Source organism: Mesorhizobium sp. YIM 152430, from assembly GCF_029210365.1.
Lineage (GTDB): Bacteria > Pseudomonadota > Alphaproteobacteria > Rhizobiales > Rhizobiaceae > Aliihoeflea.
Map to the genome: position 1 here is coordinate 343964 of NZ_JARGES010000020.1, position 17478 is coordinate 361441.

General features: G+C 66.5%; 12 protein-coding genes. 8 read left to right on the forward strand and 4 right to left on the reverse strand.

Translation table 11 applies throughout. The features are described from left to right. Window positions 1-6: 6 nt before the first annotated feature. Window positions 7-591, reverse strand: coding sequence for a TetR/AcrR family transcriptional regulator (locus PZ895_RS06960; protein ID WP_275838286.1), 585 nt, complete (start codon window positions 589-591; stop codon window positions 7-9). Window positions 592-672: 81 nt separating this feature from the next. Between PZ895_RS06960 and PZ895_RS06965 the strand changes: the two genes are divergently transcribed. From PZ895_RS06965 to PZ895_RS06990, 6 genes are all read left to right on the forward strand, one after another. Further along, window positions 673-1131 carry a (2Fe-2S)-binding protein gene (locus PZ895_RS06965; protein WP_275838287.1) on the forward strand — a complete coding sequence of 153 codons (459 nt, stop codon included), beginning with the start codon at window positions 673-675 and terminating at the stop codon, window positions 1129-1131. 3 nt (window positions 1132-1134) lie between these two features. Further along, window positions 1135-3411, forward strand: a complete 2277-nt coding sequence (locus PZ895_RS06970; RefSeq protein ID WP_275838288.1) for a molybdopterin cofactor-binding domain-containing protein — start codon at window positions 1135-1137, stop codon at window positions 3409-3411. Further along, window positions 3408-3965 carry a hypothetical protein gene (locus PZ895_RS06975; RefSeq protein WP_275838289.1) on the forward strand — a complete coding sequence of 186 codons (558 nt, stop codon included), beginning with the start codon at window positions 3408-3410 and terminating at the stop codon, window positions 3963-3965. Before PZ895_RS06970 ends, PZ895_RS06975 begins: the two co-directional genes overlap by 4 nt. A gap of 182 nt (window positions 3966-4147) precedes the next feature. Further along, a complete protein-coding gene (locus tag PZ895_RS06980; protein ID WP_275838290.1) occupies window positions 4148-5284 on the forward strand; it encodes an efflux RND transporter periplasmic adaptor subunit in 1137 nt (378 codons plus the stop codon). Window positions 5285-5321: 37 nt separating this feature from the next. Continuing rightward, window positions 5322-8468, forward strand: a complete 3147-nt coding sequence (locus tag PZ895_RS06985; protein WP_275838291.1) for an efflux RND transporter permease subunit — start codon at window positions 5322-5324, stop codon at window positions 8466-8468. 105 nt (window positions 8469-8573) lie between these two features. Next, on the forward strand, window positions 8574-8732 hold the full coding sequence (locus PZ895_RS06990; RefSeq protein ID WP_035449682.1) for a DUF3309 family protein: 159 nt from the start codon (window positions 8574-8576) through the stop codon (window positions 8730-8732). Window positions 8733-8811: 79 nt separating this feature from the next. Here the strand turns inward: PZ895_RS06990 and PZ895_RS06995 are convergent, their stop codons facing one another. Continuing rightward, entirely contained in the window at window positions 8812-9993 is a 1182-nt protein-coding gene (locus PZ895_RS06995; RefSeq protein ID WP_275838292.1) for an MFS transporter, read from the reverse strand. Window positions 9994-10260: 267 nt separating this feature from the next. On the opposite strand from PZ895_RS06995, the gene PZ895_RS07000 reads away from it, so the two are divergent. Next, entirely contained in the window at window positions 10261-11142 is an 882-nt protein-coding gene (locus tag PZ895_RS07000) for an SH3 domain-containing protein (RefSeq protein WP_275838293.1), read from the forward strand. A gap of 55 nt (window positions 11143-11197) precedes the next feature. Here PZ895_RS07000 and pyc read toward each other — a convergent pair whose 3' ends face one another. Together pyc and PZ895_RS07010 are read right to left on the reverse strand one after the other, a co-directional pair. Then, on the reverse strand, window positions 11198-14659 hold the full coding sequence (gene pyc, locus PZ895_RS07005; RefSeq protein ID WP_275838294.1) for a pyruvate carboxylase: 3462 nt from the start codon (window positions 14657-14659) through the stop codon (window positions 11198-11200). Between the two features lie 61 nt (window positions 14660-14720). Then, window positions 14721-15725, reverse strand: a complete 1005-nt coding sequence (locus tag PZ895_RS07010; RefSeq protein WP_275838295.1) for a 4-hydroxyproline epimerase — start codon at window positions 15723-15725, stop codon at window positions 14721-14723. Window positions 15726-15806: 81 nt separating this feature from the next. Here PZ895_RS07010 and PZ895_RS07015 point away from each other — a divergent pair, with 81 nt between their 5' ends. Continuing rightward, window positions 15807-17396 (forward strand): gamma-glutamyltransferase family protein, encoded by a 1590-nt coding sequence (locus PZ895_RS07015; RefSeq protein ID WP_275838296.1) that lies wholly within the window; start codon window positions 15807-15809, stop codon window positions 17394-17396. Window positions 17397-17478 lie beyond the last annotated feature (82 nt).

Consider the following 17478-nt stretch of genomic DNA (forward strand, 5'->3'; position numbering starts at 1 on the left):
ACCGGGCTACCGTCCCATCGCGGCCAGAAGCACCGCGATATATCCGTCCTTGAGACGCATCTGTTCGCCGGCCGGCGGCATACGAAGCTTCATCCCGTCCAGCGCGTCGAGCAGCATGTCGGCATAAAGGCGCGGCGGCAGCGGCGTCGGGCCGCTGGCCGCGATGGCGGTCTCGACGAGTTCGATCATCCGGCCCCGCCCGGTGGCGACGATCTCGGCGGCAAGGCTGGTCTTCATGTCGAGGATTTCCGCGCCATGCGGCGACGCCTCGACCTCGCCGACGAGATCCATCACGCAGTTCAGCGCACGGGTGAGCTTTCGTTCCAGATCGCCCGGTCCGGCAAAGACCGTTTCCGCGTTCGACACCGCATATTGCATGAAGGTGGTCGCCAGCGCGCGATAGATGTCTGTCTTGTTGCGGAATTGCAGATAGAGCGCCGGGCGCGAAATCTCCGCCGCCTTGGCGATGTCGTCCATCGTCGTGCGCTGGTAGCCATAGGCCAGGAAGCAGCCCATCGCCCCGTCGAGAATGCGCGCGCGGCGCTCGTCCCCGCAATTGGCGAACAGCATGTCGGAGAGAGACTGTGTCATCCTGTCCTCATTGACAAAATAACATATTTTGTCAATATGTTCTCGATCTACGGCGCTAAACCATACCTGAAAGCTCACGAGATGCGGCTGACCGTCAACGGAAAAGCGATACGGATCGACGCGGAGCCTGAGATGCCGCTTCTGTGGGCGCTGCGCGATCTGGCCGGCATAAAGGGCCCGAAATTCGGCTGCGGCATTGCCGCCTGCGGTGCCTGCACGGTGCTGGTCGACGGTGCGGCGGTCCGCTCCTGCGTCCTGCCGGTCGGCCAGGTCGATGGCGAAGTCACGACCATCGAGGGCATCGGCTCGTCCGAGGCGCTGCATCCCGTCCAGCAGGCGTGGATCGACGAACAGGTCGCCCAGTGCGGCTATTGCCAGGCAGGCCAGATCATGAGCGCGGTGGCGCTGCTGAACGAAATCCCCGCTCCGAGCGACGAAGAGATCGACCGGGCGATGGGCGGCAATCTGTGCCGCTGCGCCACCTACCCGCGCATTCGCGCCGCGATCAAGCGCGCGTCCGACACCTCGGCGGAAACCTGAGCCATGTCGCGCGCCGGACGGATCACCAGACGCGTCTTTCTCGGCACGGCCGGCGCTGCCGCTGCCGGGCTCGCGGTCGGCTACTATTTCTACCGGCGCCCCTTTCCCAACCCGCTGGAGGCGCGCGCAGCCGATGGCGAGGCGGTGTTCAGCCCCTTCGTCAAGATCGCGGCAGACGGGCCGATCACGATCATCGTCCCACGCGCCGAAATGGGCCAGGGCGTGACGACCACGCTGGCCGCCCTCGTCGCCGAGGAGCTTGACGTGCGGCTCGACCAGATCGCCGTCGAGCACGGACCGGCCGCCTCCGCCTATGCGAATATCGGCATGTTGCAGGACGCCGTCCCGTTTCCCCGCTTCGACGATTCGGCAATGGTCGAAATGCTGCGGTCCGGCATGGGTATCGTCGGCAAGTTCCTGGCCATTCAGGGCACGGGCGGCTCGTCCTCCGCGATCGACGCATTCGAGCGGATGCGCCATGCCGGCGCGCTCGCCCGCGAGGCGCTGAAAGCCGAGGCCGCGCGCCGCTGGAACGTCGAGGCGTCGGGCCTGACCACCGCAAGCGCGGCCGTCACGAACCCGGCCACCGGCGAAGAACTCTCCTATGCCGAACTCGCGGTCGACGCCGCGTCGGTCGCCTATTCGGGAGAGCCCGGCCTGCGCCCCGCGTCCGAATGGAAGCTTCTCGGCCGCGCGCAGCCCCGCCTCGACATTGAGGCCAAGTCGACCGGCGCGCCGATCTTCGGCATCGATGTCGACTTGCCCGACATGGTCTACGGCACGGTGCGCATGAACCCCGCCCTTGGCGGCAGGATGCGCGGCTTCGACGCGGCTGCGGCCGAAGCGATGCCCGGCGTCCTGAAAATCGTCGAGATCGATACCCATCTCGGCCACGGCGTCGGCATCATCGCGCGCTCGACCTGGCACGCGTTTCGTGCGGCCGAAGCCGTCGCGATCGAATGGGAAGAGGCGCCCGCCGCTCTCGACGACGCCGCTGTCTGGGAGCGGCTCGAACAAGCCGTTTCCGGCAATGACGGCTCGACCTTCCGCGACGACGGCGACGTCGACACGGCCTTTGCCGACGCGCCGCGCGAGCGGATCGTCGAGGCAGAATACCGTGTTCCGTTCCTCGCCCATGCGACGCTGGAGCCGATGAACGCCACTGCCCGGTTTCGCGACGGCAATCTCCATGTCTGGGCGCCCAATCAGGCCCCGACGCTCCTGCGCATGGCCTGCGCGCGGGAAGCCGGCATCGATCAGGACCGCTGCACCATCCATACGACGAGCCTGGGCGGCGGTTTCGGCCGACGGCTTGAGACCGACTATGCCGTCTATGCGACGCGGCTCGCGATGGAAGCGGGCGGACGCCCGGTCAAGGTGACGTGGACGCGCGAGGAAGACACGACGCACGACACCTACCGGCCCGCCGCGATCGGGCGCTTTAAGGCGCGGCTCGGCGCGGACGGCCTGCCGCAGGCGCTCGACATGAAGATCGCCTCGCCGTCGATCATCGCCTCGATGCTGCCGCGCCTTTATCCCAGCCTGTCGGCGATGGGCGCCGATGCCGCGATCGTCGACGGCTCCTACAACCAGCCCTATACGATCCCCGATTACCGCGTTGCCGGCATCAAGGCCGATATCGGCCTGCCGCTTGGCTTCTGGCGTTCGGTCGGAAATTCCTACAACGGCTTTTTCCATGAAGCCTTCATGGACGAGGTCGCAACCGCCGGCGGCGTCGATCCGGTCGAGTTGCGCCGGCGGCTGATGGCGAACTATCCCACTGCGCTCGGCGTGGTCGAAAAGGTCGCGGAAATGGCGGACTGGTCGGGTGAAACCGCTCCGAACCGCGCCAAGGGCTTCGCTTTTGCGACCAGTTTCGGCTCGTGGGTCGCCGAAATCGTCGAGGTTTCGGAGGATTCGGGCCGGATTCGCGTCGAAAATATCTGGGTCGCGGCCGATGTCGGCACCGCGCTCGATCCGGGAATCGTCGAGGCGCAACTGATGTCGGGTGCCCTGTTCGGCCTGTCGGCGGCGATGTTCGAGGAGATCAATTTCGACGCCGGGCGGGCGGTGCAGACGAATTTCCACGACTACGAGCCACTGCGCATCCACCAGTCGCCGAAGGTCGAGATCGCGATCCTCCAGGCCGCCGCGAAGATGGGCGGCGTCGGCGAGGTCGGCACGCCGCCGGCAGCCCCGGCTTTGGCCAACGCCATATTCGCGCTGACGGGCGAGCGCATCCGCCGCCTGCCGCTCGCGCGCGAGGTCGTCTTCGCATGAAGCGGTTGATCCTTCTTCTCTTTGTGGCAGTGCCGCTGCCCGCCCTCGCACAGGATGCGGGGCTGGCCGAATGGCAGAAGATCTTCGAGGTCTTTTCCCATCCGCGCTGCGCCAACTGCCATACGCAGGACGACCATCCGCGCTGGTCGGGCGCTCATTATGGCGGGGCGCGCATCCACCCCTTCAATGTGCGGCGCGGCCCCGATGGCTTCGGCAATACCGGCCTCACCTGCCAGACCTGCCATCAGGAGACCAACGCCGAAATCCTGCATGGCCCGCCCGGCGCGCCTGAATGGCATCTGGCGCCGGCCGAGATGGTTTGGTTCGAAAAGAGCTCGGCCGAAATCTGCGCCCAGATCAAGGACCCGGCCCGCAATGGCGGCATGAATCTGGAAGAGGTCGCCGTCCATGTCCGCGACGATGCGCTGGTCGCATGGGGCTGGGCGCCCGGCCCCGGCCGCGAGCCGGCTCCCGGCTCGGCACAGGAAACCTTTGCGGCGCTGGAACGCTGGGCCGGGCTCGGCGCGCCATGCCCGCAAGACGCCGATGAATGAACTGGCCACGGATTGGCAGGAGTGATGGATCGATGAAGAAATATGACTGTTTGCGCCAACCGCGATGATGTAGAAGCCCGCGTGGTTTCGAACCGTTTGAAGACGGGACCGGGCATCCCCAATTGAAGCAGGGATGTGAGGCGCGAAGGCGCCGGCGGGTCCCGAAACCGGATTAACCGACAATGTCGAAGTTCAAGTTTCACAAGTTCGCGGCCATCGCCGTGTTTGTCGCCACGGCTGCGTGGGTCGCCACGGGCGAGTTCTCGTCGGTCGGCTCCGCGCAGGATGAGCCAAATGCCGAGAGGACCGAGGCGCCCAAGGTCGAGGCCAGGCGCCACACGGTCGCCGTCGTGCGCCCGCCACGCATCGAGCATTCCCGCGCCATTCGCATGTCCGGTCTGACGGAGGCCGATAAGCGCTCGGTCCTCGCGGCCCGCTCGGCCGGCATCATCGCCGAACTGCCGATCTCCAAGGGCCAGTCGGTCGAGGCTGGCGACCTGATCCTGCGGCTCGACGCCGAGGGCAAGGAGGCTGCCGTCGAGACGGCGCGGCAATTGCTCGTCCAGCGCGAGGCCGAAGCCGAGGCCGCCGAGCGCCTCGTCCAGTCCGGCTCGCTGCCGCGGCTCCAGGCCGACAATGCGCGTTCGGCGCTCGCCGCCGCACGCTCGCAACTTGAGGAAGCGCAGGCCGAACTCACCCGCAACGAGGTCCGCGCCCCCTTTTCCGGCCTGATCGACCGCATCAATGTCGAGATCGGCGGTTCCGTCATGCAGGGCACCGAGATCGCCACCATCCTGGCGCTCGACCCGATCATCGCCACCGGCGAGGTCGGCGAGCGCGACCTGGGCTATGTGACGCGCGGCGACCGCGCCGATGTACGCCTCGTCAATGGCGAAATCGTCGAGGGCGAGATCCGCTACATCTCGCGCGATGCGTCGAGCCAGACCCGCACCTTCCAGGTGGAGGTCGCGATCGACAATGAAGGCAACGAAATCCCGGCCGGCATGACGACGGAGATGACGCTGCGCGCCAAAGCCGTCGAATCGGTCCGCCTGCCGCGTTCGGTGGTGACCCTGAGCGGCGCCGGCGACCTCGGCATCCGCGTCGTCGACCGCCAGGACAAGGTGGCCTTCTATCCGATCGACCTCGTCGACGACACGCCCGAGGGCCTGATTCTCGCCGGCATACCGGCCGACGCCCGGATCATCGTCTCGGGCCAGGATCTGGTCGCCGAGGGCGATACGGTCAACGCCGTCGAGGCCGACGAGGAAACGATCCGCAGCCTGACGGGCGAAGTGGCCCGGATCGGCCTCGACTAATCCGATTGCGCGCGCCGCGCGCCTGGGACGATCCGCGATGAACATCGTTCGCATAGCCATCGACAATGCCCGCCTGACGATCTCGATCCTGCTCTTCCTGATCGTGGCGGGCGCCTTGTCCTACCAGTCGATCCCGAAGGAGGCCGAGCCTGACATCGCGATCCCGATCATCTATGTGAGCCTTGCCTATCAGGGCATCTCGCCGGAGGATTCGGAGCGGCTCTTGCTGCGTCCCGTCGAGGCGCAGATGAAGGGCCTGTCGGGCGTCAAGGAGATGCGCTCGTCGGCCTATGAGGGCGGCGGCTTCGTCCTGGTCGAGTTCCAGCCCGGCTACGACTTTTCCAATGCGCTGGAGGATGTCCGCGCCAAGGTGTCGGACGCGCGCCGCGAACTTCCCCAAGGGGTGGACGAGCCGACCGTCAACGAGGTCAACGTCTCCGAATTCCCGGTCCTCGTCGTCACGCTTTCGGGCGATCTTCCAGAACGCGTCCTCGCCCAGACCGCGCGCGAACTGCGCGACCGGATCGAGGAAGTCCCCGGCGTTCTGGAAGGCGCGCTCCAGGGCACCCGCGACGAGCAGGTCGACGTCGTGATCGACCCGGTCAAGCTCTCCTCCTACGGCCTCCAGCTCGACGAGATGATCCAGGGCATCAATGCCGGCAACAGCCTCGTCGCCGCAGGCGCGTTGCAGGGGGCGGAAGGCCGCTACCCGGTCAAGGTGCCGTCCCTGATCGAAACCGTCGAGGACGTCGCCAACCTGCCGATCGTCGCCGGCCCCAACGCCGTCGTGCGCGCGCAGGATCTCGCCACCATCCGCTCCACCTTCAAGGAAGCCGAGACGATCACCCGCCTCGACGGCAAGCCGGCCATCGCCATCGAGGTCAAGAAGCGCTCGGGCGCCAATCTGATCGACACGGTCGACCAGGTGAAAGTCGTCGCCAGCACCTTCCAGGAGGCGCTGCCGATCGCGGTCGACATCTCCTACAGCCAGGACAAGTCGGACATGGTCCGCCAACTCCTGAGCGACTTGCAGAACCACGTGCTGATCGCCGTCATCCTCGTCTTCATCGTCATACTCTACGCCCTGTCGGGCCGCGCCTCGCTTCTGATCGGCCTTGCCATTCCCGCCTCGTTCCTGATGGGCATCCTGGCGCTGTCGCTGATGGGATACACGGTCAACATGATCGTGCTGTTCAGCCTGATCCTGGCGGTCGGGATGCTGGTCGACGACGCGATCATCGTCACCGAATTCGCCGAGCGGCGCATGTCGGAGGGCATGGACAAGCGCGCCGCCTTCGAGCTTGCGGCCAGGCGCATGGCCGGCCCCGTCATCGCCGCGACCATGACCCGCATCGCGGCCTTTTCGCCGCTGCTCTTCTGGCCCGGCATCGTCGGCGAGTTCATGAAGTTCCTGCCGCTGACGCTGATCGTCACCCTGTCGGCGTCGATGCTCTTCGCGCTCGTCTTCACGCCGACGCTCGGCGCCATGTTCGCCAAGGCCGAACCGATCCACGAGCCCAAGCCGGACGGGTTCTACATGGCCATCGTCAAGAAGGCCGTCGCCTTCCCCAAGACCGTGCTCGTGCTTACCGTCGGCCTGCTCGTCGGCGTCCAGTACAGCTACACGCAATATGGCGCGGGCGTCGAATTCTTTCCCAATGTCGAGCCCGAATACGGCCTGATGTATGTCCATGCGCGCGGCAATCTCTCGCTCGCCGAGATGGACGCCGCAACGCGCCAGGCGGAAGAACGCCTGCTCGGCTGGCCCGGCGTCTCGTCGGTCTATACCCGCGTCGGCCAGACGCGCGGCGGCGGGCAGGACATCGACGAGGATGTCGTCGGCGTCATCCAGTACGAGTTCCTCGATTGGCGCGAGCGCAAGCCGGCGAGCGAGATTCTCAACGACCTGCGCGCCCAGATGTCCGGGATTCCGGGCGTCGAGGTGCAGGTGCGCGTGCCCGAGGCCGGGCCGCCGACCGGCCAGCCGATCCAGGTGCGCCTCTCCGCCGCGAATCCCGACGGCCTCAAGGATCAGGCGGCCGCCGTCGCCGCGCGCATCGCCCAGATCCCCGGCGTCATCGAGATTTCCGACGGCCTGCCGCCGCCCGGCGTCGACTGGGCGCTGAAGGTCGACCGCGCCAAGGCGGCGCGCTATGGCGTCTCGCCGAGCCAGGTCGGCACCGTCGTCCAGCTCGTCACCACCGGCCTCAAGCTGACCGACTACCGCCCGGCCGGCGTCGACGACGCCGTCGACATCCGCCTGCGCCTGCCCGACGACCGGCGAACCCTGTCCAGCCTCGACCAGTTGCGGGTGCAGACATCGCAGGGCGCCGTGCCGATCTCGAACTTCGTCACCCGCGAGCCGCAGCCCCGCACCGGCATCCTGAACCGCATCGACGGCGAGCGCACCATCGTCGTCCAGGCCAACATCGCCTCGGGCGCGCAGGTCGCCGAGGTGCAGGCCGAGGTCGCGCAGGCGCTGTCGGAGATGGAGATGGGCCAGATCCGCTGGCGCCTTGCCGGATCGAGCGAGGAAAGCGCCGAGGCCGGCGCCTTCCTCACCAAGGCGTTCGGCGCGGCGATCTTCCTGATCTTCGTGGTCCTGCTCGCGCAGTTCAACAAGTTCACCAGCGTCTTCCTGGTGCTGATGACGGTGGTCATGTCGACCATCGGCGTGTTCCTCGGCCTTCTCCTGACGGGCCAGACCTTCGGCGTCGTCATGTCGGGCATCGGCATCATCGCGCTTGCCGGCGTGGTGGTGAACAACAACATCGTCCTGATCGACACCTACGACCTTCTGCGCCACGAGGGCATGTCGAAAATGGACGCGATCCTCCAGACCTGCCGCGAGCGCGCCCGCCCCGTCGTGCTTACCGCTTTGTCGGCGATCTTCGGCGTCGCCCCGATCGCCTTCGGCCTCGGGCTGGAACTCTTCCACCACGAGACGACGATCAACGCGCCGTCGACCCAGTGGTGGATTTCGCTCTCCTCTGCGATCGTCTACGGCCTCTCCTTCGCCACCGTGCTGACCCTCGTCGTCACGCCGGCCGCGCTGATGGTGTTCACGCGCGAGCACCTGAAGCCGGGCGAGACGCGGCGCAGCTTCTGGCAATGGCTGCTCCGGCGAAAGCCCAATTCCGTGCCTGAAACGGCTCCGGACCCGCACCCCGCGCCTGCGCAATAGGCGATTCGGCGGTTCAGGAAGCGGCGCGCGGAACCTGCGGGCCGCTTCGCGCATTTAAGCGCTGGAACAGGATCGTCCTGTTCAAGGAGAGTTGGGGAGCTAGGCATGTCTGTCGGAACAATCCTCGTCATCATTCTGATCCTGATCCTGCTAGGCGCCATTCCGGCCTGGCCGCATTCGCGCGGCTGGGGCTATGGCCCGTCGGGCATTCTCGGGGTCGTCCTGGTAGTAGTGCTGATCCTCGTGTTGATGGGCCGAATCTAGCGCTTCCAGCGCCTTCGGTTTCAGCCCTCCGCGAGACGGAGCACGCCTTCGCCCGGCAGCGTACCCGCGCTGCCGGGCGTCACTTTCCGAGGTGGCACGGAACCTGTGCGATGACTTTCTGCCGGTCCGCCGTCGCGACGACCCGCGCCAGCGCCGCAAGCGCGAACAGGATCAGCGCCAGCACGACGAAGATGGGCGCGAAGCCGGTCTGCTCGCCGATGAACCCGATCGCCGACGGTGCGACGAGAATGCCCGAATAGCCCATCGTGGTCGCCACGCTCATGCCGACGCCCGGCGCCAGTCCCGGCTGGTTGCCGGCTGCCGAGAAGGCGATCGGCACGACATTTGCGATGCCGAGCCCGGCAAGGGCGAAGAAGCCGATCGCAAGCGGCGCGGCGGGCGCAAGTCCGGCGCCGACGAGCCCTGTTCCCGCCACGAGACAGGAAACCCGCATCGTCGCCACCGCGCCGAACCGGTTGCGCACCGCATCGCCCGAAAAGCGCATCAGTGCCATCGCACCGGAAAAGCCGGCAAAGGCGAGGCTGGCCGCCGCCACGTTCGAGCCGAGTTCGCGCTGGAGGTAGAGCGCCGCCCAGTCGAGAACCGCGCCTTCGGGGATCATGCCGAACAGTGCGGCGAGGCCGAGCAGATAGGGAAGCGGCGTCAATGGCCAGCGTGTCGACGGCCTCTCGGTGCTCCGTGCCGGCGGATCGCGCAGCGACCAGACCAGCATCGCCGCGATGACCGCCGCCGACACGGCGGCGACGGCGAGTGCCTGCGCCAATGCGCCGTATGACTGCAACAACGCGCCGCCCGCTGCCGCACCCGCAAAGCCCCCGAGGCTCCAGAAACCATGCGAGGACGACATGATCGCCCGGTCGAGCCTGCGCTCGACGGCCACCGCATTGGCGTTCATCGCGACATCCATGCCGCCGATCACCGCGCCGAAGCAGAACATCGTGAATCCCGCGCCGGCAAAGCCCGGCGCAAGCACCACCGCCGGAAGCGCGAACGGCGCCAGGACGGCGAATCCGGCGAGCGGGCGGCGCGAGCCGTGCCGGGCGATCAGCCCGCCGCACCACGGCATCGCCACCAGCGCACCGAGCCCGAAGATCAGGATCAGCAGCCCGAGACGGCTTTCGGAAAGGTCGAGCCGCTCCATCATCGCGGGGATCTGCGGCGCCCAGGCACCGATGATCAGGCCATTGGCGAGAAAGGCGAGGGCGACGGCAAGGCGGATCGCGGGAAAAGCCCGATTCACGTTTCGTTACTCCTTGCAATACGCTATTGGAGCTATAAAGGACATTTAAATCGATTGAATAACGTCAATACAAATAATTTTGTTGCGTGGCAAGTGCGCCACAGAGACGGGATGCTTAACCCGTGCTTAACCTGGGCTCATCACCGCCACAATCGATGCTATGGTCACGCGAAGAGGGATTCATGAACTTCGCTTCGCACCCGCGCCGCAGCCGGTCTTTTGCCGGCGATCTGGTGCAGTGCAAGCCCGCACAGCCAAGGTGACCGCATGTCTAGAGACAATCCGCGTCGACGCATCGACTGGAATGGCGAGGGACAACAGCAAAACGCAACGCAGCTTCTGAAATCGCGCGGCCGTCTGCGCAAGGCATATGTGCCTGCCGCGATCGGCTTCACCGCGCTCGCCCTCATCGCCGCACTGGCCGCAGGACCGGTCATGCGCGGCATGGCGGGCGCGCAGACCGAACCGGCCGCAGCTGCAATCGATACCGCCCTGACCGAGACGGTCGAAGCCGCCGCCATCGTCCAGCCCGCAAGCGCCGAAGCGCCTGCTCCTGATGCCAAGCCGGCCGCAACGAAGCCTGAAACGAATGTCTTCGCCGCCGCCGCTACATCCGCGACTGCCGCTACATCCGCGACTCCTGCCGCCACGGCCGCGCGCGCATCCGCCGAGCCCGGTTCCGCCGGCCTCGAACCCAATGACCCGCGCTGGAACCCGGCCGCGCTTGCCGTCGATGAAGAAAAGCTCACCGCGCTCAAGCAGGCGGTCGACGAGACCGTCGCCGCGGCGGAAATCGCAACCGCGATGGGCAATACGGAAGGGCTCGTCACCTCCGGCATTCCGGCAACCGCCGCCGGCTTCGCCCCCGAACGCCCGTCTCTGCCGGCGTCCGAACGCAGCGCCTTCGATGCCGCCCTCGTCGCCACGGACGACGAAACGGTGGCCGAGCCTGCCGTCACCTCGAAACTTTCACCCGCCAAGGCGACGCAATATGTCAACATGCGCGCCGGACCCGACGACGGCGCCACCGTGCTCACGGTCGTTCCGGCCAATGCCTCGATCGAGGCCGAAGCGGACTGCCGCTGGTGCGAAGTCAGCTATAACGGCAAGACCGGCTACATCTACCGCACCTTCATCGCCCGGAACTGATACGCGCAGCACCCGCCGCGATCGTCGAAAAGCCCGGATCGCTTCGGGCTTTTTGCTATCTGGCATAGACGACCAGAAGATCCTTGGCGTCGATCTGGTCGCCCGCGCGCACCAGCACCTCGGCGATCTCTCCGTCGCGTTCGGCATGAAGCGCGGTTTCCATCTTCATCGCCTCGATCGAGAGCAGCACGTCGCCGGCGGTCACCTTCTGGCCGGCCGCCACGGCCAGCGTCGAGACCACCCCCGGCATCGGCGCGCCGACATGGGCCGCATTGCCCGCTTCCACCTTGGCCCGTGCCTTTGCCCCGCCGGCCCCATGGGTGCGGTCCGGCACCTTGACGCGTCGCGGCTGGCCGTTCAGTTCGAAGAACACCGTCACCATGCCCTTCTCGTCGCTCTCGCCGATCGCAAGGCAGCGGATGACGAGCGTCTTTCCGCGCTCGATCTCGACGAAGATCTCGTCCTCCTGGTTCATGCCGTAGAAATAGACCGGCGTCGGCAGCGCCGAGACGGGGCCGTATTCGCCCTGCGCGGCGGCGAAATCCGAAAACACCTTCGGATACATCAGCCAGGACGCGAACTCGAAGTCGGAAAGCGCCCGCTCCAGCTTCTCCTCGATATTTTTGCGGTCCGCGTCGAGATCGGCCGGCGCAAGCAGCGACCCCGGCCGCACGGTGATCGGCTTTTCCCCCTTGAGCGCCTTCTTCTGCAATGCCTGCGGCCAGCCCTCCGGCGGCTGGCCAAGATCGCCCTTCAGCATCGAGACGACCGAATCCGGGAAGGAGATGTCCTTGGCCGGGTTCTCGACGTCGGCGACCGTCAGGTCCTGTGAAACCATCATCAGCGCCATGTCGCCCACGACCTTCGAGGACGGCGTCACCTTGACGATGTCGCCGAACATCAGATTGGCGTCGTGATAGGCTTGCGCGACCTCGTGCCAGCGGCTTTCCAGCCCCAGCGAGCGCGCCTGTTCCTTGAGGTTGGTGAACTGCCCGCCTGGCATCTCGTGCAGATAGACCTCCGAGGCCGGCCCCTTCAGATCGCTCTCGAACGCTGCGTACTGATTGCGCACGGCCTCCCAGTAGAACGAGATCTTCCTGATCCATTCGGGGTCGAGCCCCGGATCGCGCGGATCGTCCTTCAAGGCTTCGACGATGGAGCCGAGGCAAGGCTGCGAAGTGTTGCCCGAAAGCGCATCCATCGCCGCGTCGATCGCATCGACCCCGCCTTCGACCGCCGCCAGCACGGTCGCCGCCGCGATGCCGGACGTGTCATGCGTATGGAAATGCAGCGGCAGATCGGTCGCCTCGCGCAACGCCTTGAACAGAACCTTCGCCGCCGCCGGCTTCAACACGCCCGCCATGTCTTTGACCGCGATGATATGCGCGCCCGCCGCCTCCAGTTCGCGCGCAAGGTCGACGTAATATTTGAGATCGTATTTGGCTCGGTCAGCGTCGAGGATGTTGCCGGTATAGCAGATCGCCGCCTCGCACAGTCTGCCTTCCTCGCGCACCGCATCCATCGCGACCCGCATGTTCTCGACCCAGTTCAGGCAGTCGAAGACGCGAAAAAGATCGATGCCGCCGGCAGCAGCCTGTTTCACGAAATAGCGCACCACATTGTCGGGATAGTTGGTGTAGCCGACCCCGTTCGCCCCGCGCAGAAGCATCTGCAACAGGATGTTCGGCGCCGCCTCGCGCACCTTGGCGAGCCGCTCCCAAGGGTCTTCCGTCAGGAACCGCATCGCCACGTCGAAGGTCGCCCCGCCCCAGCATTCGAGCGACAGAAGCTGCGGCAGCGCGCGTGCATAGGTGCCTGCGATCGCTGCGATGTCGTGCGTGCGCATCCGCGTCGCCAGCAGCGACTGGTGCCCGTCGCGCATCGTCGTGTCGGTGACGAGCACCTTTTTCTCGGCCCGCATCCAGCGTGCGAACGCCTCCGGCCCATCCCGGTCGAGCCTCTGCCTGGTGCCGTCCGCGATCGATCCCCCGACGAACGGCGCGCGCGGCGGGGCCGCATCCGCCTTCGGCATCGGCCGCCCGCGCGCTTCGGGATGGCCGTTGACCGAAACGTCGGCGAGATAGTTGAGCAGCTTCGTCGCCCGGTCCTGCCGCTTGACCGCGGTGAACAGTTCCGGCGTCGTGTCGATGAACCGCGTCGTATAGGAATTGTCGCGGAAACTGGGATGCCCGATGATCGCTTCGAGGAAGGTGAGGTTCGTCGCCACGCCGCGGATGCGGAACTCCCGCAGCGCCCGGTCCATGCGCAGAATCGTCTCGTCGGCCGAAGGCGACCAGGCGGTCACCTTCTCCAGGAGCGGATCGTAGAAGCGCGTGATGACCGCGCCCGAATAGGCCGTGCCGCCGTCGAGCCTGATGCCGAAGCCCGTCGCCCCGCGATAGGCGGTGATCCGGCCATAATCGGGGATGAAATTCTGCTCCGGGTCCTCGGTGGTGATCCGGCATTGCAGCGCGTGGCCGTTGAGCTTGATGTCCGCCTGCGCCGGCACGCCCGATTCCGGTGAGCCGATCGCCGCGCCTTCCAAAATTCGGATCTGCGCCTTGACGATGTCGATCCCGGTCACTTCCTCGGTCACCGTATGCTCGACCTGGATGCGCGGATTGACCTCGATGAAGTAGAACGCGCCGGTATCGGCATCCATCAGGAACTCGACCGTGCCCGCGCCGACATAATCGGTCGCCTCGGCGATCTTCAGTGCATGGCCGCACAGTTCGGCCCGCTGCGCATCGTCGAGATAGGGCGCCGGAGCGCGCTCGACGACCTTCTGGTTGCGCCGCTGGATCGAGCAGTCGCGCTCGAAAAGATGCACCGCATTGCCGTGGGTGTCGCCCAGAACCTGCACCTCGACATGGCGCGCGCGTTCGACCAGCTTTTCGAGATAGACCTCGTCCTTGCCGAAGGCGGCCTTGGCCTCGCGCCTGGCTTCGGTCACCTCGCGCGCGATGTCTTCCTCCGCGCGGATCGCGCGCATCCCGCGCCCGCCGCCGCCCCAGGATGCTTTCAGCATCACCGGATAGCCGATCTGCGCGGCCATCGCCTTCACCGCCTCCATGTCGTCCGGCAGCGGCTCCGTCGCCGGCACGACCGGGACGCCGACCTCGATCGCCAGATTGCGCGCCGCGACCTTGTTGCCAAGCCGGCGCATCGTCTCCGGCTTCGGCCCGATGAAGACGATGCCGTTCTCGGCGCAGGCATCGGCGAATTCGGGGTTCTCCGACAAAAGCCCGTAGCCCGGATGGATCGCATCGGCCCCCGAAAGCTTCGCCACCCGGATCACCTCGTCGATCGACAGATAGCTTTCGATCGGCCCCAGATCCTTCGCCAGATGCGCCCCGCGCCCGACCTGGTAGCTCTCGTCCGCCTTGAAGCGATGGAGCGAATATTTGTCCTCTTCCGCCCAGATGGCGACGGTCTTGATGCCGAGTTCATTGGCCGCGCGGAAGACGCGGATCGCGATTTCGGATCGGTTGGCAACGAGGATTTTCTTGATCTTCAAGGAAGGCACTCCGGCAGGCATGGGGCCGCATGTTGCAGCGCAAACGCCGGCTCGCGCAAGGTCAAAGAACGGAAAAACCCGTCGCGAACGGATCGTCCTCGGGGTCGATGAAGATCGTGTTCAGGCCCGTCATCCGCGCCCACCCGGCGATGGAGGGCACGATGGCGGGCTTCCCCGCCACCTTCGCCACGTCCTCGACGCGGCCATGGAACAGCGAGCCGATGATCGATTCATGCACGAAGTCCTCGCCCGTCTTCAGCCGGCCCTGCGCGTGAAGCTGCGCCATGCGCGCCGAGGTGCCGGTGCCGCAGGGCGAGCGGTCGATCGCCTTGTCGCCATAGAACACCGCATTGCGCGCATGGGCGTCCGGGTGCCGCGCCTTGCCGGTCCACTGGACATGGGTCAGCCGGTCGATGGTCTGGTTTTCGGGGTGAATGAAGGAATAGGCGGCGTTCAGCCTTTCCCGCAATTCCCGCGCCCAGGCGATCAGCCGGTCGGCCGGATAGTCCGCCATGTCGGAAAAATTCGCCTGCGGCTCGATGATGGCGTAGAAATTCCCGCCATAGGCGACATCCACCTTGAGCGGTCCGAGATCGGGACAGTCCACCGCCAGCCCCTCGGCATGGAGGAAGGAGGCCACATTGGTGATCCGCACCTCGCGCACCCGCCCCGCCTCCTCGCGATATTCGGCGACGACGAGCCCGGCCGGCGTGTCGAGTCGCAAGGTGCCGGGCACCTTCGGCCGCACCAGCCCCTGTTCGAGCGCGAAGGTCACGGTGCCGATCGTGCCGTGGCCGCACATCGGCAGGCAGCCGGTCGTCTCGATATAGAGGACGCCGATGTCGCAATCCTCCCGCGTCGGCGGGTAAAGGATCGTGCCGGACATCATGTCGTGGCCGCGCGGTTCGAACATCAGCCCGGTGCGCACCCAGTCATGTTCGGCGATGAACTGCGCCCGCCGCTCCATCATCGTCGCGCCGGAAAGCTGCGGCCCGCCGCCAGCCACCAGCCGCACCGGGTTCCCGCAGGTGTGTCCGTCGATGCAGAAGAAGGTCGAGCGCGCCATTGATCTCTCCGAACTGAACATGCGAACTATCGCCCAACGGGCCGAACAGGATCATGCGGCCGGAAACGGGAGAGAACAAGAATGCGCAATTTCGACCTGCCCGGCCGCTCGGCCGTCTATGCCGACAACGGCATGGCCGCGACCTCGCACCCGCTTGCAACCCTGACCGCACTGTCGGTGCTGCGCGCGGGCGGCAATGCCGTCGATGCGGCCATCGCCGCCTGCGCGACCCTCTGCGTGGTCGAGCCGCACATGACCGGCATCGGCGGCGACTGCTTCGTCATCCTGGCCGAGCCGGACGGCAAGATCCACGGCCTGAACGGCTCCGGCCGCGCGCCGATGGCGGCCGATCCCGAATGGTTCCGCGAAAAGGGGCTCAATGCGATGCCCGAGCACGGCGCGCTGCCGATCACCGTCCCCGGCGCCATCGATGCCTGGGAGAAGCTCGCGAAGCGCTTCGGCACCAAAGGCTTCGACGAACTCTTCGCGGACGCCATCCGCTATGGCGAGGACGGCTATGCCGTCCACGGCCGCGTCGCGCTCGACTGGCCGAAAGCCGTCGATCTTCTGGCGAAGGACGCCGGCGGCGCGAAGCACTATCTCGTCGACGGCAAGGCCCCTCAGGTCGGCGCGCGCCATTCGGCTCCAGCGCTCGCCGACACCTTCCGCGCCATTGCGAAGAACGGGTCGAAGGCCTTCTACCAGGGCGAGATCGGCGCGGAGATCGCATCGACGGTCAAGTCGCTCGGCGGTCTCCTGACCGAAGACGACCTCGCCGCCGTCTCCGCCGATTGGGTCGACACGATTTCGACGCGCTATGGCGACTACGACGTCCACGAGATCCCGCCGAACGGTCAGGGCATCACCGCCCTGATCCTCCTGCGCCTGATGGCGAAGCTCGGCACCGGCCGCCTCGCGCCCGATTCGGCCGACCGCGTCCACATGGAGATCGAGGCGGCGCGGCTCGCCTATTCGGTCCGCGACCACCTCGTCGCCGATCCGCAGACCATGACCGTCACGCCCGCCGAACTCCTGTCGGATGCCTATATCGACGCGCTCGCCGCGCGCATCGACATCGCCCGCCGCAACGACGATGTCGCGCCCCCCGAGATGCCGTCCTCCGACACGGTCTACCTGACCGTCGTCGACCGCGACCGCCGCGCGGTCTCCTTCATCAACTCGACCTATCACGGCTTCGGCTCCAAGGTCGTAACGGAAAAATCCGGCATCACCCTGCAAAATCGCGGGGCGGGCTTCTCGCTTGCCGCCGGACATCCCAATGAGATCGGTCCCGGCAAGCGGCCGATGCACACCATCATCCCGGCCATGGCGACGCGGGCCGGCAAGGCGGCGATTTCCTTCGGCGTCATGGGCGGCGATTACCAGCCACTCGGCCACGCCCACCTTCTCTCCAACATCGCCGACCACGGCATGGACCCGCAGGAGGCGATCGACGACGCTCGCATCTTCTGGGACGACACCGGCGCGGTGCTCAACGCCGAAACCGGCATAGGCCCCGACATCCGCGCCGACCTCGAACGCCGCGGCCACCGCGTCCAGGACGCCAAGGCCCCGCATGGCGGCGGCCAGGCGATCGTCATCGACGAAAAATCCGGCTTCCTCATCGGCGGCTCCGACCCCCGCAAGGACGGCTGCGCAATGGGCTGGTAACCGCGCGATTGCTGCCCTCGACGCCAATTGTTTCTGCGAATTGACCCCCACCCTTTATCCCTCCCCACAAGGGGGAGGGAGG

Excerpts from the sequence above, each read along its gene's own strand:
- PZ895_RS06960 (WP_275838286.1), bottom strand. The coding sequence starts at position 591 with ATGACACAGTCTCTCTCCGACATGCTGTTCGCCAATTGCGGGGACGAG.
- PZ895_RS06965 (WP_275838287.1), top strand. The coding sequence starts at position 673 with ATGCGGCTGACCGTCAACGGAAAAGCGATACGGATCGACGCGGAGCCT.
- PZ895_RS06970 (WP_275838288.1), top strand. The coding sequence starts at position 1,135 with ATGTCGCGCGCCGGACGGATCACCAGACGCGTCTTTCTCGGCACGGCC.
- PZ895_RS06975 (WP_275838289.1), top strand. The coding sequence starts at position 3,408 with ATGAAGCGGTTGATCCTTCTTCTCTTTGTGGCAGTGCCGCTGCCCGCC.
- PZ895_RS06980 (WP_275838290.1), top strand. The coding sequence starts at position 4,148 with ATGTCGAAGTTCAAGTTTCACAAGTTCGCGGCCATCGCCGTGTTTGTC.
- PZ895_RS06985 (WP_275838291.1), top strand. The coding sequence starts at position 5,322 with ATGAACATCGTTCGCATAGCCATCGACAATGCCCGCCTGACGATCTCG.
- PZ895_RS06990 (WP_035449682.1), top strand. The coding sequence starts at position 8,574 with ATGTCTGTCGGAACAATCCTCGTCATCATTCTGATCCTGATCCTGCTA.
- PZ895_RS07000 (WP_275838293.1), top strand. The coding sequence starts at position 10,261 with ATGTCTAGAGACAATCCGCGTCGACGCATCGACTGGAATGGCGAGGGA.
- PZ895_RS07010 (WP_275838295.1), bottom strand. The coding sequence starts at position 15,725 with ATGGCGCGCTCGACCTTCTTCTGCATCGACGGACACACCTGCGGGAAC.
- PZ895_RS07015 (WP_275838296.1), top strand. The coding sequence starts at position 15,807 with ATGCGCAATTTCGACCTGCCCGGCCGCTCGGCCGTCTATGCCGACAAC.